This is a genomic window from Embleya sp. NBC_00888 (assembly GCF_045207655.1).
Taxonomy (GTDB): Bacteria; Actinomycetota; Actinomycetes; order Streptomycetales; family Streptomycetaceae; genus Embleya.
In genome coordinates this window covers 4349352-4372177 of sequence record NZ_CP108784.1, presented here as the reverse complement: position 1 = coordinate 4372177, position 22826 = coordinate 4349352, and the positions used below count along the sequence as shown (strand labels likewise).

At 70.5% G+C, this 22826-nt stretch carries 20 protein-coding genes and 1 pseudogene; 11 read left to right on the top strand and 10 right to left on the bottom strand.

Going from position 1 to position 22826, the window contains the following annotated elements; translation table 11 throughout:
- Positions 1-3: 3 nt before the first annotated feature.
- On the bottom strand, positions 4-765 hold the full coding sequence (locus OG948_RS18215; protein ID WP_406297564.1) for a glycosyltransferase: 762 nt from the start codon (positions 763-765) through the stop codon (positions 4-6).
- 404 nt (positions 766-1169) lie between these two features.
- Here OG948_RS18215 and OG948_RS18210 point away from each other — a divergent pair, with 404 nt between their 5' ends.
- Both OG948_RS18210 and OG948_RS18205 read left to right on the top strand, forming a co-directional pair.
- A complete protein-coding gene (locus tag OG948_RS18210) occupies positions 1170-1916 on the top strand; it encodes a bifunctional DNA primase/polymerase (protein WP_406297563.1) in 747 nt (248 codons plus the stop codon).
- Positions 1917-2095: 179 nt separating this feature from the next.
- Positions 2096-2719, top strand: coding sequence for a hypothetical protein (locus OG948_RS18205; protein ID WP_406297562.1), 624 nt, complete (start codon positions 2096-2098; stop codon positions 2717-2719).
- Between the two features lie 310 nt (positions 2720-3029).
- Here the strand turns inward: OG948_RS18205 and OG948_RS18200 are convergent, their stop codons facing one another.
- The gene (locus tag OG948_RS18200) at positions 3030-5267 is read right to left on the bottom strand and encodes an MMPL family transporter (protein WP_406297561.1); all 2238 of its coding nucleotides are present in this window, start codon (positions 5265-5267) and stop codon (positions 3030-3032) included.
- A 158-nt stretch (positions 5268-5425) separates the two neighbouring features.
- On the opposite strand from OG948_RS18200, the gene OG948_RS18195 reads away from it, so the two are divergent.
- From OG948_RS18195 to OG948_RS18185, 3 genes are all read left to right on the top strand, one after another.
- On the top strand, positions 5426-6169 hold the full coding sequence (locus OG948_RS18195) for a response regulator transcription factor (RefSeq protein WP_406297560.1): 744 nt from the start codon (positions 5426-5428) through the stop codon (positions 6167-6169).
- Positions 6170-6203: 34 nt separating this feature from the next.
- Positions 6204-7859 (top strand): sensor histidine kinase, encoded by a 1656-nt coding sequence (locus OG948_RS18190; protein ID WP_406297559.1) that lies wholly within the window; start codon positions 6204-6206, stop codon positions 7857-7859.
- Positions 7860-8671: 812 nt separating this feature from the next.
- Positions 8672-9130 carry an NUDIX domain-containing protein gene (locus tag OG948_RS18185; protein WP_406297558.1) on the top strand — a complete coding sequence of 153 codons (459 nt, stop codon included), beginning with the start codon at positions 8672-8674 and terminating at the stop codon, positions 9128-9130.
- Here the strand turns inward: OG948_RS18185 and OG948_RS18180 are convergent.
- A complete protein-coding gene (locus OG948_RS18180) occupies positions 9117-10160 on the bottom strand; it encodes a hypothetical protein (protein WP_406297557.1) in 1044 nt (347 codons plus the stop codon). The genes OG948_RS18185 and OG948_RS18180 overlap by 14 nt on opposite strands.
- Before the next feature lie 527 nt (positions 10161-10687).
- Here OG948_RS18180 and OG948_RS18175 point away from each other — a divergent pair.
- From OG948_RS18175 to murA, 4 genes are all read left to right on the top strand, one after another.
- Entirely contained in the window at positions 10688-11803 is a 1116-nt protein-coding gene (locus OG948_RS18175; RefSeq protein WP_406297556.1) for a glycosyltransferase family 4 protein, read from the top strand.
- The gene (locus OG948_RS18170; protein WP_406297555.1) at positions 11803-12534 is read left to right on the top strand and encodes a transferase; all 732 of its coding nucleotides are present in this window, start codon (positions 11803-11805) and stop codon (positions 12532-12534) included. Before OG948_RS18175 ends, OG948_RS18170 begins: the two co-directional genes overlap by 1 nt.
- 14 nt (positions 12535-12548) lie before the next feature.
- On the top strand, positions 12549-13268 hold the full coding sequence (locus OG948_RS18165) for a class II aldolase/adducin family protein (protein WP_406297554.1): 720 nt from the start codon (positions 12549-12551) through the stop codon (positions 13266-13268).
- 91 nt (positions 13269-13359) lie between these two features.
- Positions 13360-14721, top strand: coding sequence for a UDP-N-acetylglucosamine 1-carboxyvinyltransferase (murA, locus tag OG948_RS18160; protein WP_406297553.1), 1362 nt, complete (start codon positions 13360-13362; stop codon positions 14719-14721).
- Between the two features lie 122 nt (positions 14722-14843).
- Here the strand turns inward: murA and OG948_RS18155 are convergent, their stop codons facing one another.
- The 4 genes and pseudogenes from OG948_RS18155 to OG948_RS18140 form a co-directional block, all read right to left on the bottom strand.
- Positions 14844-15641, bottom strand: coding sequence for a hypothetical protein (locus OG948_RS18155; protein ID WP_406297552.1), 798 nt, complete (start codon positions 15639-15641; stop codon positions 14844-14846).
- Between the two features lie 53 nt (positions 15642-15694).
- Positions 15695-16501, bottom strand: coding sequence for a phosphotransferase (locus tag OG948_RS18150; protein ID WP_406297551.1), 807 nt, complete (start codon positions 16499-16501; stop codon positions 15695-15697).
- A gap of 82 nt (positions 16502-16583) precedes the next feature.
- Positions 16584-16739, bottom strand: a complete 156-nt coding sequence (locus OG948_RS18145; RefSeq protein ID WP_406297550.1) for a hypothetical protein — start codon at positions 16737-16739, stop codon at positions 16584-16586.
- Positions 16740-16744: 5 nt separating this feature from the next.
- Positions 16745-16873, bottom strand: a pseudogene (locus OG948_RS18140) (radical SAM protein); the annotation flags it as partial.
- A 120-nt stretch (positions 16874-16993) separates the two neighbouring features.
- Between OG948_RS18140 and OG948_RS18135 the strand changes: the two are divergent.
- Positions 16994-17815 carry a tyrosine-type recombinase/integrase gene (locus tag OG948_RS18135; protein WP_406300284.1) on the top strand — a complete coding sequence of 274 codons (822 nt, stop codon included), beginning with the start codon at positions 16994-16996 and terminating at the stop codon, positions 17813-17815.
- A 42-nt stretch (positions 17816-17857) separates the two neighbouring features.
- On the opposite strand, the gene OG948_RS18130 is transcribed toward OG948_RS18135, so the two are convergent.
- The 3 genes from OG948_RS18130 to OG948_RS18120 form a co-directional block, all read right to left on the bottom strand.
- Positions 17858-18829 (bottom strand): DUF5926 family protein, encoded by a 972-nt coding sequence (locus OG948_RS18130; RefSeq protein ID WP_395867564.1) that lies wholly within the window; start codon positions 18827-18829, stop codon positions 17858-17860.
- Positions 18830-19078: 249 nt separating this feature from the next.
- A complete protein-coding gene (locus OG948_RS18125) occupies positions 19079-19552 on the bottom strand; it encodes an ATP-binding protein (RefSeq protein WP_406300283.1) in 474 nt (157 codons plus the stop codon).
- A gap of 202 nt (positions 19553-19754) precedes the next feature.
- Entirely contained in the window at positions 19755-20582 is an 828-nt protein-coding gene (locus OG948_RS18120) for a glycerophosphodiester phosphodiesterase (RefSeq protein ID WP_406297549.1), read from the bottom strand.
- Positions 20583-21043: 461 nt separating this feature from the next.
- On the opposite strand from OG948_RS18120, the gene OG948_RS18115 reads away from it, so the two are divergent.
- Positions 21044-22588, top strand: coding sequence for a trypsin-like peptidase domain-containing protein (locus tag OG948_RS18115; RefSeq protein ID WP_406297548.1), 1545 nt, complete (start codon positions 21044-21046; stop codon positions 22586-22588).
- The last annotated feature ends 238 nt before the right edge of the window (positions 22589-22826 follow it).

The following is a 22826-nucleotide window of genomic DNA, read 5'->3' as shown; positions in this document are numbered from 1 at the left end:
GATTCAGCCACGACCGCGGATCGCCCCAGGCAACGCCCCGGCCGCGCCGCGCTCGGCCAAGGCCCGGGCCACGTGCGCGTACTGCCGGGCCCGATGGCGCTGCGCGGCGAAGTCGGTTCCGGTCACCCGGTGGTGCAGTTCGACCTCGACCTCCTCGACCGCGAACCCCTCGCGGACCAGGTCGATGGTCAGTCCGGTCTCGACGCCGAAGCCGGCCGCGAGCGGCAGCGCCGCCTCGAACGCCTCGCGAGTCAGGCAGCGCTGGCCGGAAAGCGGCTGGGTCGCGGTGAACCCGCAGGCCCGGGCGATCCCGTCCCGGGCGGCCCGGACGACGAACCCGCGCCCGCCGCCGGCCCGCAGTTGCGGCGGCAACACCGCGATGGTCATCGCCGCCGTACCGGCCCGGACCGGGTCGATCAGCGGTGCCGCGGCGGCGGCCGTCCGCTCCAGGTCGGCGTCCAGAAACAGCAGGTGACGCGGCTGCTCCCGGCCCTCGCGCACGTCGATCGCGGCGACCACGGCCGCCCCGGTCTCCATCGCCGCGGCCTTGCCGCGATTGCGCCCGTGCCGGGCGAGCACGGCGCCCGCGGCGCGTGCGGCCGTACCGGTGTCGTCGGTGGAACCGTCGTCCACCACCACCACGAGGTCCACGCCGCCGATCGATCGTGCTGCCTCGACCGTGGCCGAGATTCGCTGTGCCTCGTCGTATGCCGGGATCACCACGGCCGTGTCGCCGGTCGGTGTGCCGGTCGTGTGCTCCGCCATGGCGTGATCCTACGAGCCGACCCGAATGCCGGCCGGTTCCACCCGTCCTGCCCAACGCCGCGGCGCGGCGGCGTGAAGGTCACGGGTGATGGGGGTACAACGGAAGAGAGCCACATCGCGGGTATGCTTCAGGACCCTGTGATCGCGGTCTCGTGACATCTGCGGAACCTCCGAGGGCCGGCCGTTCGTCGTCCTCGGTGAGGAGTGCTGGAATAGGCGCGGCGTCGCATCGGACGCGGTGCCGGGCCAGGCAGAGACCAACAGACCCAACCGCAGCGCAAACCGCAGCAATGGATGGCACAACGGTCCGCTCGGGAGCCCCCATCTCCCGCCCGAGGCCCGATCCGCGAGGGCAACACCCGTACCGGGCGCCGTAATTCGCCACCCCTGCGCCACCTCGCGCCATGTGCCGCCAAGCGGCCTCCTCATGGTCGGCTGCGGAGTACCTGAGTATCACGCATAGTGCTTCCACGTTCACGGAAAGGAACGAGCGCATGCTGCGCGAGATCCTCGGAAGACGACGGAGGGAACGCACCGCATTGATGTCGGCCGTGCTGACGTGTGCGAGATGGCGCTGGCCCGTGGTTCCCGGCGTCGGATACGACCGCTGGTCGGGCGTGTGTCGTTGTGGTGCGACCGATTGCCGCGTGCCGGGCGCCCATCCGGGTGAACCTCCCCTGCTCGCGGCGACAAGTGACGAGCGCATGGCGCGCTGGTGGTGGCAGCAGACCCCGGACGCGTCGGTGATCCTGGCGACGGGTGGGCGGGTGGCGGCGTTGAGTGTGCCGTCGGAAGCCGGTGCCCGCTCGCTCGACCAACTCGCCCGGCTCGGTGTGCGTACCGGTCCGGTCGTCGCCGCGCCGGGCCGCTACGCGTTCCTGGTTGAGCCATACGAGTTGGGCGAACTGGGTGAGTTGCTGGACCGATACGGCCTCGATCGGTACGGCACGGTGCCCTCCACCCTGCGCTTTCACGGCGACGGCGGCTACCTCGCGCTGCCGCCGTCCCGAGTGCAGGGCGGCATGTTGCGCTGGGCCCGGCCACCGGCTCCCTCCGGGGATCCGACGGCCGGTGGACCATGGTTGCCGGCCGTGGCCGACCTGGTCCGCACGCTCGTGGACACCTGCCAACACGCCGAGCCCAGAGCCTGATCGAAGACGCGCCGTCACGCGATGGAGTGATCGTTGTGGCGTAACCGCAACATGTGGTGATCGCTGCACGTCGTGGCGGCGCGATAGGCTCGGCGCGCCGATCATTCCGGCCCCGTTCCGCACCCGGATCCCCATCGTCGGGGAGCGTGTGGAGGGGGCTTTGCGCGCTAGGAGACACCATGCAGCGCCCACGCACGGGTCACGTCCGCACGGTGGCCCTGGGCGCGGTCGTGGGTCTGTGCCTGATCGTCCCGCTCGCCGCCGCCTCCGCGGACTCGGCGGGCCCGGACAAGGGCCGCCACACCGCCGACTCGGGGCCGACCACCCGCCCGAGCGCCGCCAAGGCGGCCGAGTTCGGCAATGGTGTCGGCGATCGTGATCGTCCCGGTTCGGCCGGACTGCTGGAGTTGATCGGCGGCAAGCCCACCGCGAAGTCCTCGGCCACGGCCGGTACTTTGCCGGTCGTGGGCACGGAAAGCGTGTGCGGCAAGGCGGTCGACGGCCCCCAGGGGGTGCGCGCGCAGACCTGCGTCGAGCGCGACGGCTCGGAGGCATGGGGGCGGGTCTACTACCGAAACCCCACGCCCGACCCGCTGTTGCTGGTGATGAGCGTTCTCCAGCCGGGCGGCAACACACTGCGGGTGACCTGCACCGTCGAACCCAAGGACGGCGAGGGTCGCTGCGACAGTCCGCGCGTGCGTGTGCCCAAGGACATCCAGGGCTGGTCCGCGGTCGCCGAACTGGCTTCCAAGGACGGCTCGACCAAGCTGCTCCGATCGGGATCGGCCACCACGCAGCGCTGATTTCGGCCCGGGAAAGCCACCTCGTCCGGCGATCGACGCATACGGACAATCCGGTGCTCGGCGGTAAAAAAGCCCTCGGGACAAAATCGGGAAAAGACCCCGGAAAAGTGAGAGGCCCGGCCGCTGAAGACGGGGGATGCATCAGCGACCGAGCTGTCTCAAAGGTAACAACAAGCCGGCCGATCTCCAATCCGGGGCCGTTCATCGACCGATCACGACCGATCCCGCACGCCCGTTGTCGGGTGTGCGGGCGGTTTTTGTCGTCTTCGGTGGACGCCGGGCACCGGGCGGATCGACCCCGCCCCGCTGCCTATCGGCTGGGCGTGAGCACCTTCTCCGCGGTGTCCTCGGCGGTGCCGGGGGTGCCGCCGGCGGGTCGGTCGGGCGGGTCCACCGCCAGGTGCGGCAGCACCTTGTCGAGCCACGCGGGCAGCCACCAGTTGGCGCGGCCCAGGACGTGCATCATGGCGGGCACGAGCAGCATGCGCAGGATGAACGCGTCCAGCGCGACCGCGCCCGCCAGGCCGAGGCCGGCCATCATGCCGCCGCGGTCGCCGCTGAGGATGAACGAGCCGAACACGAAGATCATGATGAGCGCGGCCGAGTTGATCACCCGCCCGGTCCCGGCCTGGCCCACGCGTACCGCACGGGCGTTGTCGCCGGTGTGCAGCCATTCCTCGTGCATGCGGCTGACCAGGAAGACCTGGTAGTCCATCGACAGTCCGAACAGCAACGGCAGCATGATCACCGGCAGGAAGGAGATGATCGGCCCCTCCTTGCCGAGCCCCAGCAGGTCCATGCCCCAGCCCCACTGGAAGATCGCGACCAGCAGGCCGAACGACGCGCACGCGGCGATCAGGTTCATCAGCGCCGCGGTCAGCGGCACCAGCAGGCTGCGGAACGCGACCAGCATGAGCAGGGCGCCCAGCCCCACGATCAGGGCGATGAAGCCCGGCATGCGGTCGCCGACCACGGCCGCGAAGTCCTTCTGCAGCGCGGTCTCGCCGCCGATGTGGACCTTGAGCGTGCTGCCCTTCGCGGCGGCGGGGACGGTCTTGTCGCGCAACGTGTCGATCAGTTTGTCGGTCGCCTCGGCCTGCGGGGACGTCGCGGGCACGACCTGTACGACCCGGGTAGCGGCGGCGAGGCCGCGGGCGTCGGCGGGCACCGGGGCCTCGACGACGCGCACGACACCGGGGGTACGGCGTATCTCGGTGATCAGGGTGTCCAACGCCTGCCGGTCCTGCGCGCCGTCGAGCTCGGCGACCATCAGCAGCGGGCCGTTGAAGCCGGGGCCGAAACCCTTGGCGAGCAGGTCGTACGCCTGCCGCACGGTCTGCGAAGTCGGCTGGTTGCCTTGGTCGTTGGTGCCGAGGCGGAGCGAGAGGGCGGGCACCGACAGCGCCGCCATGACGACCAGCGCGACGAGGCCGAGGAGTCGGGGCCGGCGTTGCACCAGGCCCGCCCAGCGCAGCGCGGCGCGCCCGGCCTCCGCCTCGCGCGGCGCGCCGGCGGTGGACGTCGCGGCCAGTGCCCGGCGTTCGCGGCGGCTGAGCGCGCGCAGGCCGAGCAGCCCGAGCAGCGCGGGCAACAGGGTGGCGGACGCGAGCACGCTGAGCACCACGACGAGCGTGGTGCTGATCGCGATTCCGTCGAACAGGGTGATGTCGACGGTGAACAGCGCGAGCAGCGCGACGCACACCGTGCCGCCCGCGAACACCACGGCCCGCCCGGAGGTGTCCAGTGCCCGTACCGCGGCCTCCTTGGGGGAGAGGCCCGCCTTGAGGCCGTTGCGGTGTCGCGTCACGATGAACAGGGCGTAGTCGATGCCCACACCCAGCCCGATCAGGCTGCCCAGCAGCGTCGCGGTCTCCGGGATGTCGGTGACGTGGCTGAGCAGGACGACCGCGGAGATCCCGGTGCCGACCGCGAACACCCCGCTGACCAGCGGGAGCAGCATCGCGAACAACGATCCGAAGGCGAGGAAGAGAATGATGCCCGCGGCGACGATGCCCACCGCCTCGGCCAGCCCGGCCGGAGGCTCCTGGGCGGCCTCGATCGCGGGACCGCCGAGTTCGACGCGCAGCCCGGGCGCGCGGGCCTGCTCGGCGCGCTCGATCAGGTGCTTGAGATTCTCGGTGTCCAGCTCGAACTGCTGCTTGACGAAGGTCACCTGCGCGAACGCGATCCGGCCGTCGGCGCCGACCTGCTCGGCGCCGTCCGGCTCGTAGGGGCCGACCACACGACCGACGTCGGGCATGCGCGCGATGTCGGCGAGCAGCGCGGTCATCCGGTCGCGTACCGCCGGGTCGTGCACGGTGCCGCGCTCGGTCTGCCACACGACGTTGTCCACATCGCCGGCCGCGTCGGGGAAGGCCTTCTGGAGGCGCTCGTACGCGGTCGACGACTCGGTCCCGGGGATCTTGAACACGTTGGAGTACGCACTGCCCGCCGTCACGCTCGCCGCGACGGTTCCGAACAGCGCGGCCACCCACAGCAGGACCACCGCCCACCGGTGATCGAGACACCATCGCGCCCAAGCCGCCATAACCGTTTCCTTCCTCGTGCGGGCCACGCGGCCCGGTCGTGCGTCCTGAGGCCAGACTCGGCGGCTGCCGAGGCGGTGCGGCGGGCGGGCGGCGCACTCACAGGAAGCTCACAAGCAGTCCCCCGCGGTTCCGCAAACTTCGGCCGGATACTGGGGACATGAGCAGCAGTCAGCCACGCGCGGGCGCCACGGTCCTGATCGTCGAGGACGAGCCGAGCATCACCGACGTCCTCGCCATCACCCTGCGGTTCCACGGCTTCGAGGTGGCCACGGCGGACGGTGTGCACGCCGCCCTCGCCGCCGCGCGCAGCGTGCGGCCCGACGTCGTGCTGCTGGACATCTCGCTCCCGGACGGCGACGGCCGCCAGGTGTGCCGCATACTGCGCGCCGAACGGCCGGAGATCGCGGTCGTGTTCCTCACCGCCCGCGACGCGCCCGCGGACGTCGTCAAGGGGCTCACCCTCGGCGGCGACGACTACATCACCAAGCCGTTCAATGTGGACGAGTTGGTCGCGCGCACGCGCGCGGTGCTGCGGCGCACCCGGCCGGCGCCGGACGAGAGCGCGCCGCCGGTCGCGCGTCCGCCCGTACTGCGGCACGGCGACCTGGAGTTGGACGAGGCGACGTACACCGCGCGCCGGGGCGGACGCGGCGTGGAGCTGACCCCGACCGAGTTCGCGCTGCTGCGCCACCTGATCCGGCACGGCGACCGGATCGTGCCGAAGGAGCAACTGCTGCGCGAGGTGTGGAAGTACGAGCACGTCGTGGAGTCCACGGTGGTCGAGACGTACATCAGCTACCTGCGTCGCAAGCTCGACCCGCTGGTGCCGGACGGGCCGCCGCTGATCACGACGCGACGGGGCATGGGGTACGGGCTCCGGCCGGCGGACTACGGGGCGTGACGGGCGGGATCGGCGAAGCGAGGGGCGGGTCGACGTGGGCGGGTTGACGGGGCGAGCGGGCGGACGACTGCGCCGGCGCGGGAAGACGTGTGAGCGCAAGCGCCCGCACATCGTCGCCATGCGCGCGACGCTGGCGCTGAGCAGCATCGCGGTGCTCGCGATCGGGCTGGCGCTGCTGATCTGGTTCAGCATGATGGGGGTTCGGCACTATCTGGAATCGGGCGTCGACGACGACCTGACCACGGGCCGGACCGGCATCGAGCGGGCCGGCCTCACCCGCGCGCAGTTGTCCGAACCGGGCCCGACCGCGGGCCTGCGCGATGTGCTGATGTCGGTCGGCCTGCACGGCAAGGTCTTCGTGATGGTCGACGAGCGGGGCACCGCCCTGCCGGTCGCCGACCAGACGCCGAACGCCCTGCAGCGCGCCTTGGCGGCGGTGATCCGGGATCCACGCGGCGTGACGGCGCACGAAGAGCCGCGCGCCGTCTCCCTCGGTGGAGAGTCCTACCGGGTCGTCACGGCACGCCTGAGCGACGGCCACTACATCCTGCTCGCCCGCTCGACCGAGGACCTCGACGGTGTGGTCGACCGGGTCGTGCACTTCGAACTGCTGGTCGGCGGCGCCCTGTTGGTGCTGCTGGGCGGGTCCATCTACTTCGTCGCCCGGTGGCGGCTGCGGCCGTTGGAGGACATGGTCGAGACGGCGTCGGGTATCGCCGAGGGCGGTCCGGACCGGCCCGACCTGTCCGCGCGTGTGGCGCCGCGCAAGAGGTCGTTCAGCGAGGTCGAGCAACTGCGTACCGCGTTGAACGCGATGTTGCAGCAGGTCGAGTCGGCGTTCGAGATCCGCGAACACGCGGCGACGCACCTCAAGCGGTTCGTGGCCGACGCGTCGCACGAGCTGCGTACACCGTTGGCGGCGATTCGCGGCTATCTGCAGTTGTACGAGAAGGGAATGCTGGCGTCGGAGGACGAGCGCACCCGGGCCCTGAACCGCATGGGGGTCGAGGCCGAGCGGATGGACCGGCTGGTCGACGAGTTGCTGGCGCTGGCCCGGCTGGACCAGCGCCCGCAGTTGCGGCCGCGCCCGATCGACCTGGTGTGCGTGGTGCGTGGGGCGGTCGCCGACCTGCGCGCGCAGCAGGCGAACCGGCGGGTGTACACGGATCTGCCGGAGACCTGCGTGGTGCTGGCCGACGAGGCGACGCTGAGTCAGATCGTCGGCAATCTGCTGACCAATGTGCGTGCGCACACGCCGACGTCTGCGGATGTGCACGTGTCGGTGTCGATGTCCGAGGCCGCGGACGAGGACGGGGAGCGGCGGGTCGTATTGCGCGTGCGCGACGAGGGGCCGGGCATGCGTCCGCGGGATGCCGAGCGCATCTTCGACCGGTTCTTCCGGGCCGCGCGCGAGCGCGGCGGGAACGGCACGGCGGGCGGCATCGATTGGGGTACCGGTTCGGACACCGGGAGCGGCCTCGGCATGGCCATCGTGTGGGCGGGGGTGGCCGCGAACCGGGGCAGTGTGCGGGTGGAGACCGAATTGGGGGCGGGGCTGTCCGTCGTCGTCGAACTGCCGGCCGCGGATGCCGACCCACCGCGGCAGGAGGGCGGGGCGGACGAGAGGACGGGTGAGGACTTCGGCCCGCGACCGCCGTCGCTGGTGTCCCCGACGTCGGATTCACGCTGAACGCGGTCCGGTCGAGCACCCGGGTCGGCCGCGGGTACGGCCGACCCGGGTGCTCGCGGGGTCCGGCTAGTTCAGCGTGAACTGACCCCGCACTTCGCTGACCTGCGGAGGAACCACTAGATACGGTCTGACCAGCGAAAACACCCTTCGGTAGTTTTCGCTGGTCAGCACCATTTTTGCCTGCCGTGTGCCCTCATCGTGCCCTCTCCGGCGCCTGCCTTAGCCGAGTCTGCGCAGGTGGCGAGCCACCCGGCACCGCTCACGCTGCGGTGCCGCCCTGCCGGGCGGACCTCACACAGGTGCCGGCGACGAGCTTGCCTCGTGGCACGAACTCAGGTCACCGCTCTCCAGGGCTTGCCCGGCGCCTCGCCCGAAGACCGGGCGTTAGGCGTGCCGCAGTGACTACGCACCCCGACCGCCACCTGAGCGGCGGGTCCCACACAAAGGCAATGGGTCAGAATTCACTCGACGAAGACGGCATCGATTTCACACGACGCCGACCCTGACAGCTTGTACTCAAAGTAGAAAATGAGCACAAATGACCGATTCAATGAAAGTATCCAGAAACACATCCCCTGAGAACTAAAGCTGCAGATCATCGAGTCTGCTCCCCGCGCACGCGGGGATGGTCCCAGCTCGAACTCGGTCCAGCAGTCGAGTGCGAGCTGCTCCCCGCGCACGCGGGGATGGTCCCCATCACGCCGGTCGGGCCCGCATCGACCTGCCCTGCTCCCCGCGCACGCGGGGATGGTCCCGTCCGTCGACAGGCATCTCCAGGTCAGGCATGTCAGGGTGAGTCGGTGGATCATCGAATGTCTGTGACAGCAGCGGGGGCCGTGTTTCTCGATGAAGCGGATCGTGTCCTCTTGGTCGAGCCCACCTACAAGCCCGGTTGGGAGATCCCTGGTGGGGTGGTTGAGGGCGGTGAATCGCCTCTGGCTGGTTGTCGACGCGAACTTATCGAGGAACTCGGGCTGGTTCCGCCGGACGGGCTCACCCTGCTGGTGGCCGATTGGGTGTCTCCCGGAGAGAGGAGCCCCGGCGGTATGCGCTGGCTGTTTGACGGCGGGGTGCTGAGTCCCGACCGGATCGAGGCGGTCAGGTTGCCGCCGGACGAGTTGCGGTCGTTCCGGTTCGTCGCGGCGGCCGAACTCCAGGACTACATGCCGCCGCTCAGGGCCCGTAGGGTCGAGCAGGCGTTGGTTGCGCGGAAGGCGGGCTGCGCGGTTTATCTCGAAGACGGTGAGCTGCCCTCCGTCACGTCGTCGTAGCCAGCGGCTGGACGCGTTCACGCAGCTCTGCGCACGGTGTCAGGTGTCGGTAGGCGTCCGTCGCCTGGACCAGGTCGGTGAGGCGTTGGCGGACGCGGAAGGAGTGCAGGCCGGCCGCGGCGTCGGTGGCAGCGTGGCCGGTGGCGCAAGCCCGTTCGATCTCGCCTTGCCTGAACTGGATCTTGGCGAGTTCGGTGAGGTCGAACGCGCGTGAGCGCAGAGACTCGTTGCCTCGTAGGGCCAGGGCGCATTCGAATCGGCTTGCCGCATTGGCGAGTTGCCCCGGATCGTGCACGGCCAGGTCGCGGTAGTCGGAGGCTGTCGTGCCGGCGAGTTCGGCCGCGCTGAAGTAGTCGAGCCACCCGGGTGCGTCGTCGTGCGTGGTTCGGGTGAACGCGTCCTCCGCGTTCCCGATCGCGCGGTGGCAGTCCTGGATGCGGCCGAGTTGGGCGCAGATCCAGCCTTCGCGGGTGGCGAGCATACTGTCGAGGCGGGGCATCGGGGTGCGGCGCATGCCGTGTTGGGCCATCTGGATCAGGTCGAGTCCGGTACGCAGGTGGCCTTGTTCGACCGCTTGGACGGCCATCGTGGCGAGGATGTGTGCTGCCAGCGGCTTGTCACCTGCTTGGGCGGCTGCCTTGACGCCGAGGGAGAAGTACTGCTGGGCCCGTTGGTGGAGTCCGACGTCCCACAGGGCGCTGCCGGCGGTTTCGGCGAGGTCGGCGGTGATGCGGTACAGCTCGCTTTGGGTGGGGGCCGGGTGGGGCTCGCGCAGGTGGTCGACGACTTCGGCGAGTTGGCCGATGACGGCTTTGCGGCGCAGGCCGCCGCCGAATTGCACGTCCCAGTTGCGGAAGGCGGTCGCGGTGGCGGCGAGGCCGGCGAGTTCGTCGGGGCCGATGCCGTCGGCGGTGCCGTGGGGCAGGGGGGTGGGGTCTTGGCCGAGCCAGCGTCGTATGGGTGTCACCAGGGCGCTTCCCGCGCCGATGGCGGCTGCGGCGGTCTCGATGAGTTCCCGGCGTCCGAGCATGAGGTCCCCTCGCGTGGCGCGATCGAGTTCCTCCACGATATGCGCGGGTCCCCAGGTGGCGGTAGGGCGATGATCGGACGAGGTGACCGGGGCGAGGGCGAACAGCTCTGCGGGGATCTTGAGTCCGGATGCGACCCGGCCGGCGACGGCCAGCGACGTGGCCCGGTGGCGCCGGTTCTCGTATGCGGAGACGTCGGGCTGGGTAAGCCGGTCAGTTCGCCGACCTGGCGCTGGGATGCTCCGGTGTGCCGTCGGTAGGCGGCGAGGATGAGCCCGATGTCCTGCGCGGCGCACGCGGCGCGCAGGTCGGCGCGCTTCCACAGGTCCTGCGGGATGGCGTAGGGGCGCCGGTTCATGGGCTTCTCCCACCTCACGGGCGGTCACTGGGTGCCATCGTTGCCGCACTCGCCGTCAGGGCGCCATGGGAACGTCCTATATGGAACGGAGCGATTCCCGCTCGATTCGCTCGGCCGCAGTCTCGTTCTTGTCCGGCCCCCGCCGTGGGGGTCGTCGGAGAGGGGGCGGCTTTGTTGCCTCATATCGTGCTGACCTGGTGCGCGACCGCACGCGGTGGCGCGGAGCGTTCGGTGCCGGAGGTGGCCGGCGAGTTGGCCGCCGCCGGATTGCCCGTGACGGTGGTGTGGTGGCGTTTCGGCGACGGCCCCGGATACGCGGGCGCCGAGGGTGTCACGGCCGTCGAGGTCGACGACCACCGCGCCTACGCGGCGGCGGTGCGCGCCGCGCTCGACGCCGGTGGCGCGGCGATCGTGAGCAGCCACCGCACGATGTTGTCGGACCTGCGGATCGCGCCGGCGCACGTTCCGGTGATCGCGGTGGTGCGCGGCGTCCTGGCACCGACGCAGGCGTTTCGGGTCGTGGACCCGGACACCGGAACGCTCGCCGAGTACACGCCGCGCACCCTGCCCTGGGACGTCCTGGCGCCGGGTGTGGCCGCGTGGGTCCGGATCAGCGAGGCGTCGGCGCAGTCGATCCGCTCCGTCGCGCCGGGCGGGGCGCCGGTGGTCGCGATCTACAACGGCGTGTCCGTCCCGGTGTGGCGTCCGGCGCCGTGGTCCGAGCGGGCGGCGGTGCGGTTCGTGGTGGTGGGCCGCTCCGTTCCGTGGAAGCGTCTGGACGCCGTCCTGGAGGCCGTCGACGGCATGCGCTCGCCTGAGCGGGTACGTCTGGACGTGTACGGCGCACCGGGCTCCCAGCAGCCGGAACTCGACCGGATGGCAGCCGGTTCGCGGGCGTCGGTGTCCTTCCGCGGCTGGGTGGGCGATCTGCCCAGGCACATCGCCGGTGCGCACGCTCTGGTTTCGGCGTCGGCGTCGGAGGGGTTCGGGCGCGGCATCCTGGACGCGGCCGGTGTCGCGGTTCCGGCGATCGTGCCGGCCTCCGGTGCCGGTCCCGAACTGGTCTTGCACGGCCTGACCGGCTTCACCTACGACCCGGGCGATCCTGCGGCGCTGGTTCGGGTGCTCGACGAGGTCGCGGCGATGGATCCGGCGGCGCTCGCGCAGCTGGGGTGGGCAGCGCGGTCGAGGGCTATCGGCCGGTTCTCGCCGGCTCGCTGCGCGGACGAGTACCTGGTCCTGTGCCATCGCCTCATCGCGGAGCGCGCCCTCGTCGGTGCGCGCTGATGTCCGGTCCTCCGACACTGGGCGAGTACACGCGCCTGGACGACGACACCATGCTGCGCGCGTGGGGCCTGGCCCGGCTGGCCGAGTGCGCGATCGGCGACCTGATGGGTGCGTACGCGCTCGCGCATCGCGAGGCGTTGGCCGCGGCGCCCGACCGCATCCACCCGAGCGCGCGCATCCACCCCTCGGCACGCATCGGGGACGACGTCCTCATCGGCCCCGACGTCGTCGTCCACGAGTTCAGCACCGTGCGGGACGGCTCGATCCTCTCGCGTGGCGTCGTGGTCGGCTTCGGTTGCGAAGTCATCCGCAGCCTGGTCGCGCAGGGTTCGATGCTCGGACACCGGATCTCGCTCGGCCGCACCATCGTCGGCCGCGACGTGCACTTGGGGGCCGGGGTCCTGGTCGCGTCGGTGAGCCTGTGGAACGACGACATGCGGCGTCCCGACAAGGAGATCACCATCCGCCTCCCCTCCGGCGAGGTCTACGGCTGTCGCAGCCCGAAGTTCGGCGCGGTCTTCGGCGACGGATCACGATCCGCCACGGGTGTCGTCGTCGGCCCCGGGGTCCTGATCGGCCCCGGCTCGATCCTCTACGGCGGTGTCCAGTTCTCCGGCGCCGTCGTGCCCGCCCACACGGTCGTCCGTCCGCGCAACGCCCCCTGCGACATCGACATCGCCGAGCGGGAGACCCGCTCCCCGTACGCCCCCGTCCTCGAACCCCGATCCTGAGAGAGGTACACCTCGTGCGCTATACGACCGAACGCGAACACGCGGTCAGGACCACCGAGCACCTGAAGCGGTGGGACGTCCTGGAGCCCGGCGGCGGTGCCCTCAGCCGGCGTCTGGACGACGGCAACATCCTCATGGCCTGCACCGGACTGTCCTTCCGCTGGTGGGACGTCACCGTCGACGACTTCATCGTGCTCGACCCCGACGGCGACATCGTCGAACAGACCGGCGCGCTGGGCGCCTCCGGCACCCCCGTCCACCTGGCGCTGTACCGGGAGTTCCCCGCGTGCCACGGCATCGTCCACGCCCACTCCCCGCACGCCCTCGCGTTCGCCTCTCTCGGGGCGGAGATCCCCAGCGTCACGAACCAACTCGACACCCTCGGCACGATCGCCTGCGCGAGCGCCGACGACCTGGTCGTCAAGCAGCGCGTCGCCCGCGAGGGATCGCGGCACCCGATCCCGCCGGGCATCGTCCAGGGTCCCGGCCCGTACGCCGTCAACATGGAGATCGTCCCGCAGATCCTCGACACGTTGCGCCCGCGCGCGGCCGAACTCGACCGCCACGGACTGGGCTTCACGATCTACCGACACGGCCTGATGGCGATCGGCCGCACCCTCGACGAGGCCGCGAACAACGCCCACCGCATCGAATCGGGCGCCCGGGCCGCCATCCTCCAGGCGACGCTCGCGGGCGGCCTGTCGCAAGTGCGTACCAACCCCCTGTACGCCTGAACATCACGCCCTGAGCGGGTCGAGGCTTCTGGTTGAATCAGGTCCGCGCTTTCACCGAGCGTATCCACATGATCACTATGGAGGTGCGCCCGTGGGGGCGAACGACGCGGCCACGGCCGCCCAGACCATGGCCGCCGACCGGCACCTGTACCGCATCACCGGCGGGGAACCACTGCGTGGCGCGGTACAGGTGTCCGGGGCGAAGAACAGCGTCACCAAGCTCCTGGTGGCGACCCTGCTCACCGATCAGCCCTGCACCCTGACGCGGGTGCCCCGGATCGTCGAGGTCCAGATCGTCCTGGACATGCTCGCCGAACTGGGCACCGAGGTGGAATGGCTCGACGAGCACACCGTGCGCGTGTGCACGCCCCACGTCTCGAACCCCTCGCTGTCGGAGGCGTATTCCGGCGTCAACCGCATCCCCATCCTCATGATGGGACCGCTCCTGCACCGCGTCGGCGAATCCGTCGTCCCGCTCCCCGGCGGCTGCAAGATCGGCAAGCGCCCCGTGGACTTCCACCTGGCGGGCCTGCGCGCCATGGGCGCCGAGATCGTCGAGCAACTGCGCTCGGTCAAGGTCAAGGCCCTCAAGCTCAAGGCCGCTCACATCGAGTTGCCGTTCCCCTCGGTCGGCGCCACCGAGAACCTCCTGCTCGCCGCCGTCCTGGCCCAGGGCACCACCGTCATCGCCAACGCTGCCGTCGAGCCCGAGGTCATCGACCTCATCATGTTCCTGCAGCAGATGGGTGCCCTCGTCGACGTACGCGTCGACCGCACCATCGTCATCCAGGGCGTCACCAAGCTGCGCGGCGCCCGCCACGCGCCGGTCCCGGACCGCATCGAGGCGGCCTCGTTCGCCGCCGCCGCGGTGGCCACCAACGGTCGGGTCGAGGTGATCGGCGCCGTCCAGGAGCACCTCGCCACCTTCCTGAACCACCTGCGCAAGCTCGGCGGCGACTTCGAGGTCACCGAACGCGGCCTGCTCTTCCACCGCGCCGGCGAACTGCGCGCCACCCACGTCCAGACCGATGTTCACCCCGGCTGTATGACCGACTGGCAGCAACCCCTGACGGTCCTGCTCACCCAGGCGAACGGCGCCTCAGTCATCCACGAGACCATCTACGAGGACCGCTTCGGCTACACCAGGCAACTCGGTGAGATGGGCGCCAACATCATCCTGAGCACCGACTGCCTCGGCGGGAAACCCTGCCGCTTCGCCAGCCGCGACTTCGAACACTCCGCCGTCGTCCTGGGCGCGACCCCCCTCTCCGGCTGCGACCTCGAAATCCCCGACCTACGCGCCGGCTTCGCCTACCTCCTGGCTGCGCTGGTCGCCGACGGCGAGAGCACCATCCGCGGCACCCGATACGTCGAACGCGGCTACGAGGACCCCGTGGGCAAGCTGACGTCGATCGGCGCGAATGTGAGCGTGATGCCGATTCCCGGCGGCTGAACCGCGAGGTATCGACCGACAACGCCCGTCGCGGCCTCCGCGACTCGGCAGCGCGCCGGGGCCCATGGATACGCGAGCACGGTGGGGGCGTCCGCGCTGGACGCCCCCACCATGTCCATCCGTCAGGTGTCCACTCCCCGGTAGACGACCCATGATTGGGCCGCCTCCGCCATCGCTCCGAGCCACGCCGCTTCGGGCTTGCGCTCGGCGAACGCGCGGTACATGCGCAAGGTGGCGGCGGCGAACGCGGAGATCGCGTTCGGATCGGCCTTCGTCCAGGCCGTGCAATCGGACGCCCACGATTCGGCCGAACGGGCGCTGTGCCCCGCCGCGATCAGCTGCACGGCCAGGCAGGCTGGGTCGATGAATCCGGCGCCACGTGTGGGCCAGGACCAGTCCACCGCCCAGGTGTTCGCGCGGCCGATCATGACGTTGTCGGGGTTGATGTCGGTGTGGAGAAGTGCGTCGCCCTGGAAGAGCGTGGTCTGTGCCTCGTCGGTGGCGAACCGGTTCCATCGGGTCTCGTGCCAGTCGTGTGCGACCTCGGGCAGGTCGAGTGCCCCGATCCGGTTGAGGGTGTCGACGATCGCGGGCAGGTCCGGCGAGGTGGGCGCGAAGTCGGAGCGCCGCCCCTCGATCGCTTCGAATCCGAGCACCATCCAGTCGTCATTCTCGGCGTGCCACCGCAGGGCCGGGGAGATCGGCTGCACGGTCGGGTTGACGAGGCGTTCCCTGAGGAGGGATTCGCGTCGACCACCGGGTCGGTTTCTGACGGCCTTGACGAAGAAGTTGCCGGCTCCGCCCTCGATCACGGTCGCGACGTCGGAGCTGAAACCGCGTGAAGCGGGTCGGATGTCGCTCGGTTCCCCCGTGTGTGGCCTGATCAGGTCCAGGAGCTCCGGTGTGGAAAGGCTGGTCATAGCCCCTTGAGTGGGGAGCATGGTTTCCGGTGCTGGCTAGCGCGACCCGGGGCTTAGTCGATCGTCCCGCTCGTGTGGCGAGCCCACTCGACTGCGGCCCGTTCAAGGCGGGTCTTCCAGTCCTGTGGATCGTTGGCCGCGATCTCCGTCCAGAGTCGGGCGCATGCCTGGGCGAATACGGCGACCGCCGGGCGGGGGGCTGTAGCCCAAGCGGGCAATTCTTGCCTCGCCCACTGGTCTGCGTCGTGAGCGGCGTGACCGGCGTCGATGAGCCTCGTGATCAGGTACGCCGGGTCCGCCCAGGCGGGGCCTGATGTGGGCCACGCCCAGTCAATGAGCAGCGCCCGCTGGTCTGAGACGAGCACGTTGTGCGGCGCACAGTCCGTGTGGAGCAGCGCATTTCCCTGGAGCAGCGCGCGGTCATCCTCGTTCACGTACGACACAAAGCGCTCGTCGAGGCGTTTGAGGGGTACGTCCGGCAACGGGATCTCGCCCAGGCGTCGGAGCACGGCCGCGACGCGAGGGAGGTCAGGCGACCCGGGCGCGAAGTCCGCGTGTCGGCCTGGTACGGCTTCGAAGCCGAGAAGGTTCCAGCCGCCGGCTTCGAAGCGCCAGAGCAGCCGCGGCGAGACGGCGACGACGTACGGGTTGATCAACGCTTCGCGTTCCTGGGTGCGCACCTGTCCGTGCCCGGAGGGGATGCCCTTGAGGAATACCTTGCCCGCCGGCACGTGGAGGAGGGTGGCGATACCGGAGTTGACGCCTTCGGTGGCGGTCATCGCCTTCAGTACCGGTCCCGTCCGGACCTCCACGGCGTAGTGGACTGCGGCGGGGAGGTCGTCCCAATCGATCCGGGGCATGGACAAGCGAGGGCTCCTTGGGCGGATGTCGGGCCGCCCCGTGCGGAACGGGGCGGCCCGAGTGCCGGCGACACGGAGCCCGTCAGTAGGGCTGGTCGTCGTCGGCGCTGCAACTGCATCCCGTGGACTCTACGAGTTCGTCCAGGTTGAATACGACCTCCAAGTCCGGGACCGTCGCGGATTCCTCCGGACGGGTCTCGCTCGGTCGGGTCGTGATTTCGACCATGACGGCGTCCATGACCTTCACCTCCCTCCGTGCTGGCAGTAGGAGTGCAGGGGTGCCTTCGCTTCCTGGTACAGCTTGGCCAGAGGCCGGCACGTGAAGCACGAGCCGGAGATCTGGCATCCGGAGCAGCCGCCGGTGCGAAGCAGCTGCGGGCGGTAAAGCCCTCGACGGTCCAGGCGTTCGTCAAGACGCTCCTCGACAAGGGTCTCGGGCCGTCAACGATCCGGAACATCGTCGGCACGCTGTCGACGATCTTCGAAGCGGCTGTGGCGGACAACGTATTGCTGAAGAATCCGTGTAAATCGACGGCAGTCACGTTCCCGACGTTGACCAAGGACAAGGCTCAGCCGTGGACGGTCGACCGCGTGCACGCGGTAACCCGAGCTCTGCCGGCGCGGTACCGAATGACGAGCGTCCTGGCGTACGGGTGCGGTCTGCGTCAGGGAGAGACATTCGGGATCGCGGAGGATGACTTCGACTTCGAGCGCCTCGTCGTTCGCGTTCGGCGGCAGGTGAAGCACATGGACGGGCAGCTTGTGTTCGCGCTTCCGAAGGCCGACCGCACACGGGAGGTGCCCATGTCGGAGGGCATCGCAGAGAAGGTTCGGGCTCACCTCAAGGTGACGCCCGCCGTCGAGGTGACGTTGCCGTGGGAGAAGCCGGAGGGCAAGCCGACCACGGTGCGGCTGGTCACGACGACTGAGGACGGGAAGGCGCTGACGCGCAGCACGTTCAACAGCGGACCCTGGCGCGCGGCGCTCGTCGAGGCCGGTGCTCTCCAGCCGAGGCCACGTCGGAGAACGGCGGAGGAGCGGGCGCGGGCGGGGAGCGGCCGTGTCACGGATGTGCGGCAGTACGGCATGCATGCCCTTCGGCACACGTACGCGAGCGTGTGCCTCGACGAAGGGGAGAACATCCGCAACCTGGCGGAACACCTGGGGCATTCCGATCCCGGATTTACCCTGCGTGTCTACACACACCTGCTGTCGAACAGCGGGAGCCGTGCGCGAAGGGCCATCGACCGGGCGTTCTTCAGCCCGGCCGATGACCCGAGGTCGAACCGCGTGTGCCCTACTTGTGCCCCGTGAGTCATAGAAACCTGCGTTTCCGCAGGTCAGCGGGGGGCCAAACTAGTTCAGCGTGATCTGGCGGTTCAGCAGACCGTTGCGGGCGCTGCGCTGACGCGGCGTCAACGGGCTGGTGTCCGCCATCGCGGCGGCGAGCCGCTCACCGAATTCGCGGGCCGGCTTCTCCACGTCCTCGGCACTCATCGCGGTCGGCAGGTCCCACACCGGGACGAGCAGCCCGTGCGCGCGGAACGAACCGACGAAGCGGGTGCCCTCGCCCAGGCTCGACTCGCCGGCCGCGTGCAGCCGCGCGATCGCGTCGAGCAGCTCCTCCTCCGCGTACGGCATCACCCAGCGCAGGTGGTTCTTCTCGGTGGTGCCGCACCAGTAGGCGGCGTCCACCGAGGTCAGCCGTACGGTCGGCATGGCCGCCGCGTTCGCCCGCTCCAGCGACGCGCTCACCTCGGCGTTCATCGCGGCCGGGTCGTCCACCCAGAAGTCGAAGCCCTGGTGGACGGTGATCTCCAGCGGCTTGGACAGGTCGAGCAGGTCCTGCAGCCGGTCGCCGGACTCGGGCAGCGGGCCGGGGGTGACCGAGGTGCCGTCCTCCTGCGCGAGGGCGCGCTCCAGGGCGTGCGCGAGGTCCCGGCTGACGTCACCCGAACTGGTGTGGGTCTGCAGACCGACCAGGATCGCGCCGTCGGCGCGCCGCAGCGCGGGCCAGGCCATCGGCAGCACGGTCGCGAGCGTGACCACCTGGTCGGCGTGCTCGCCGGTCAGGGTCAGCCGCGCGGTCGCGGCCGGGACCAACTCGCGCAGCGCGATCCAGTCGCATTCGTTCGGCAGCCCCTGGAACGGACGCAGCACGAGCGTCTCGGCGGCGGAGGACGCCTCACGTCCGTGACATGCCTTGTACCGGCGGCCCGAGTTGCACGGGCACGGTTCGCGACCGCCGACGACCGGGACGGATCCCGTGGCGGCTGCGGTCTGGGTCTTGTTGCCGGTGTGGCCCTTCAGCGCGGCCTTCTTGCCCATGCTGCGGTCTCTCCGCCTCGGTGTCGGGGGGATGGTGGTCGACGACTCACCAGGTCCGAGGGTACTGAGTTCGGCGAGTACGAGTAGCCGCTCGAACGGGTGGGCGAACGCGCGGCTGTTGCGATGGGTGCGCGGGTCGGCCCGCGTCGGTCGGGTCGCACCGGCTCGGTGTTGCGGGCTCGGTGGCCCGGGCTCGGCCGCACGGGTGAACGCGCCGTGCGTACGCCGCGGGGGTCGGCGCGGGCGGATTCAGTCGAGTGGGTCCACCGCGTCCAGGTCGAACTCGTCCCACAGCCGGTCGCCGGTGCGCGACTCGATCGGGACCAGCGCCCACACGGTGACCTCGTCCGGGGTGCCGCGCACGCCCCAGTCGGCCGCCAGGGTGCCGATGATGGACAGGCCTCGGCCGCCGTGCGCGCTCAGTGACGGGCTGGCCTGCCGGGGGCGGGTCGAACTGCCGCCATCGGTGACCTCCATGGCGAGCAGCCCGTCGGGACGCACCCACCAGGCCGCGCGGACGTTGCCGGACGGCAGCGCGCGGGCGTGCCGCAGCGCGTTGCTCAACAATTCGGACAGGATCAGCACCGCGTCGTCCACGACGTCCCCGGCGATGCCGCGTTCGCCGAGGTCGCCGGCCAGGCGGTGCCGAGCCGCGGACACACCGATCGGAGCGTGCGGTACCAACACCGCCGCGGAATCGGGCACCCCACGGGCCACGACCATTGCCACCCCCGGCCTCCTTAGTGCACACGCCTGTCGCGCGCGCATCTCTCGCGCGTCGGGCTTGAGATGCCCGATGCCGACGGACGGGAAACGGCGGGGCGACGCGCGCTCCGACTCGCCCAGGGGCGTATAGGGGTATGCGATCCTGCCAAGACGGATATAACGGCTCGAAAGGCTACCAGCGTACGCCCCCTAATGGGGTTCAACCGGACACCTGGGCCAGTACCTGTCGTGGCCGATTCGTGATGATGGCGTCCACGCCGAGCCGCAGGCACAACTCGACGTCCTCGGGAGCGTCCACGGTCCACACGTGCACTCGGTGGCCGGCCCGGTGCAGGCGGGCGACGTAGCGCGGATGGGCCCGCACGATGTCGATGCTGGGGCCCGCGATGCGCACGTCGCGGGGCAACGTACCGTCGCGGAACAACAGCGGGACGTGCTCCATCAGGAACACCGTGGGCAACTCCGGCGCCATCAGCCGCATCCGGCGCAGGGACAGTTGGGAGAAGCTCATCACCCGGATCAGTGACGGGTCCTCGGTGGTCGGGCGGGTCAGTGCGAACCGCTCCAGCAGGTCGACCAGGCGGCGCTCGACCAGGCCCGCGTAGCGGGTGGGGTGTTTGGTCTCGATCGCCAGGCGCACGGTGCGCGGCGCGTCCACGACCAGTTCGAGCAGGCGTTCCAGGGTGAGCACCGACCGGCGGTCCCAGTCGGGGGCCTCCGGCTCCTCCGGGCGTTCGCGTTCGACGCCGGATTCCTTCCAGGAGCCGAAGTCGAGCGCGGACAGGTCCGCGAGCTCCAGCGTCGAGACGATCCCGCTGCCGTTGGAGGTGCGGTCGACCTTGCGGTCGTGGACGCAGACCAGATGGCCGTCGGCGGTCAATCGGACATCGCATTCGAGTGCGTCGGCGCCGTCCTCGATGGCCTGGAGATAGGCCGCGAGCGTGTGCTCGGGGACGGTGTCGGACGCGCCTCGATGGGCGACGACCTGCACGTTGGCGCGCAGTGGGCGCGCCCCGGTGGTGGACACGGAACAATCGTGCCATCCCGAGGTGAGCACAGGGTGACGGCCGGGTGTCCGGCGTCGGTGTCCGGCGTCGGGTCGTCGTCGGGATTGCCGTCGGGGTGTTGTCGCGGTGCCGACGGGGTGCCGACGGGGTGCCGTCGGGTTGGTCGGCAGGTCCGGCGCAGGGCCGGTGGGGTGGGTCCTCGGACGCCCCCGGTGTGCTCACCGGGAGCGGTCGATACGGTGCCGATGGGGCCGCCGATCGGGCCCGAACCCGGGCGCGAACCGGCCCGACGGGGTCGGATCGGGGCCGATCTCCGGTGATTCTTCCGGGATTCGAACCCCGGTTCAGGGGGTTCGACCTGCGCGGATAACCCCGGGATAAGGGGGACGGGCGGCCGGGACGCCCGGCGCTTACGGTGTTCAGACAGGGCGTCGGGGAGTCTGTGGACATCAACGATTCCGAAGTGTGTGGGAGGAAGACCGTGAGCGACGACCGCGACGTGACCGGCGGCGAAGTCGGTTCACCGGTGCCAGGGGAGGGCCACGGATCGTCTCCCGCCACACCACTGCCGGCGGAGCCGGTGATCGGATCCGGGCCCGCCGAGCCGGCGTTCCGTTCCGAAGCGGCGGCCGAGCCGGAGTTTCGGTCCGAGGTGCCGGCCAAGCCGGTCGAGGCGCCCACCGTGGGGCAGTCGCACGCCGAGCCGGTGTCGCCGACCGCTCCGCTGCCTCCGGTGGGCGAGCCGTCGGCCGAGGTGCCCGCCGCGTTCGCGGCCGGGCCGACCACGGCCGGTGCGGCCGGCGCGGGCGTTCCGCCGTTCGGGAGCACCGGTGCCTACCCCGGTTATCCCGGCTACCCCGGCTTCGGCGCACCGCCCAAGCCCAAGCGTCGCCCGTCCGGGATCCTGGTCGCGGCCGTGGTGGCCGCGCTGCTCGCCGGCGGTGTCGGCGGCGGGGTGGGCGCGTGGATCGTGGACCGCGACGACAAGCCGGCCACGGCCGGCGTCAGCCCGTCCTCCTCCCCGGTGGACCCGGCCTCGCTGAACCGCTCGCCCACGAGCGTGGCGGGCATCGCCAAGCAGGCCGTTCCCAGCACGGTGACGATCAAGACCAAGGGCAGCGCGTCCGGTCAGGGCACCGAGACCGGCACCGGCGCCGGCTTCGTGTACGACAAGCAGGGCCACATCCTCACCAACAACCACGTGGTCTCGCTCGCCGCCGCCGGTGGCGAATTGAGCGTGACCTTCTCCGACGGCACCACCAAGCCGGCCAAGATCGTCGGTCGCGCCGAGGGCTACGACCTCGCGGTGATCAAGGTCGACGACATGCCGGCCAATGTGCAGCCGCTGCCGCTCGGCGACAACGACAAGGTCGCGGTCGGCGACCCGGTGATCGCGATCGGCGCACCGTTCACCCTCTCCAACACGGTGACCACGGGCATCGTGAGCGCCAAGGACCGTCCGGTCGCCTCCGGCGACCAGCAAAAGGTCTCCTACATGAACGCGATCCAGACCGACGCGGCGATCAACCCCGGCAACTCCGGCGGTCCGCTCCTGAACGCGGCCGGCGAGGTGATCGGGATCAACTCGGCGATCCGCTCGACCGGTGGCGGCGGCCAGTCGCCGTTCGGCCAGCAGCAGGAGTCCGGCAGCATCGGCCTGGGCTTCGCGATCCCGGTCAACCAGGCCAGGTGGGTCGCGGACACCCTGATCCAGGGCAACAAGCCGGTCTACGCGCAGATGGGCATCCTGCCCGACTCGCGCTACACCGGGACCGGCGCGCAGATCGTGGCGCAGAGCACCAACGGCCAGGACCCGGTCACCGCGAACGGCCCGGCGGCGAAGGCGGGCCTGAAGGCCGGCGACGTGATCACCAGGCTGAACAACCGCGCGATCGGATCCTATGAGGACCTCTTCAGCGAGATCTGGAGCCACCGCCCGGGCGACAAGGTGAAGGTCACCTACCAGCGCGACGGCAAGGAAGCCACCACCGAGGTCACCCTGGGCCAGCGCGTCGGCGACAACTGACCGCCACCCCGGGCCCGAACGCCTCCGCCCCGAATCCCCAGTGATCGACACCATCGCTCATGAGAGACTGATCGCGCCCGCGCCCGATTTCGGTCGCGACGCTGGAGGACTCGCCTAGTGGCCGATGGCGGCAGTCTTGAAAACCGTGAGCCGGTGAATCCGACTCCGTGAGGACTCCCCTGCGAAGCCCCACCCGTGACCAGCACTGGAACCCCTTCCGGTGCTGGTCACGGGCGTT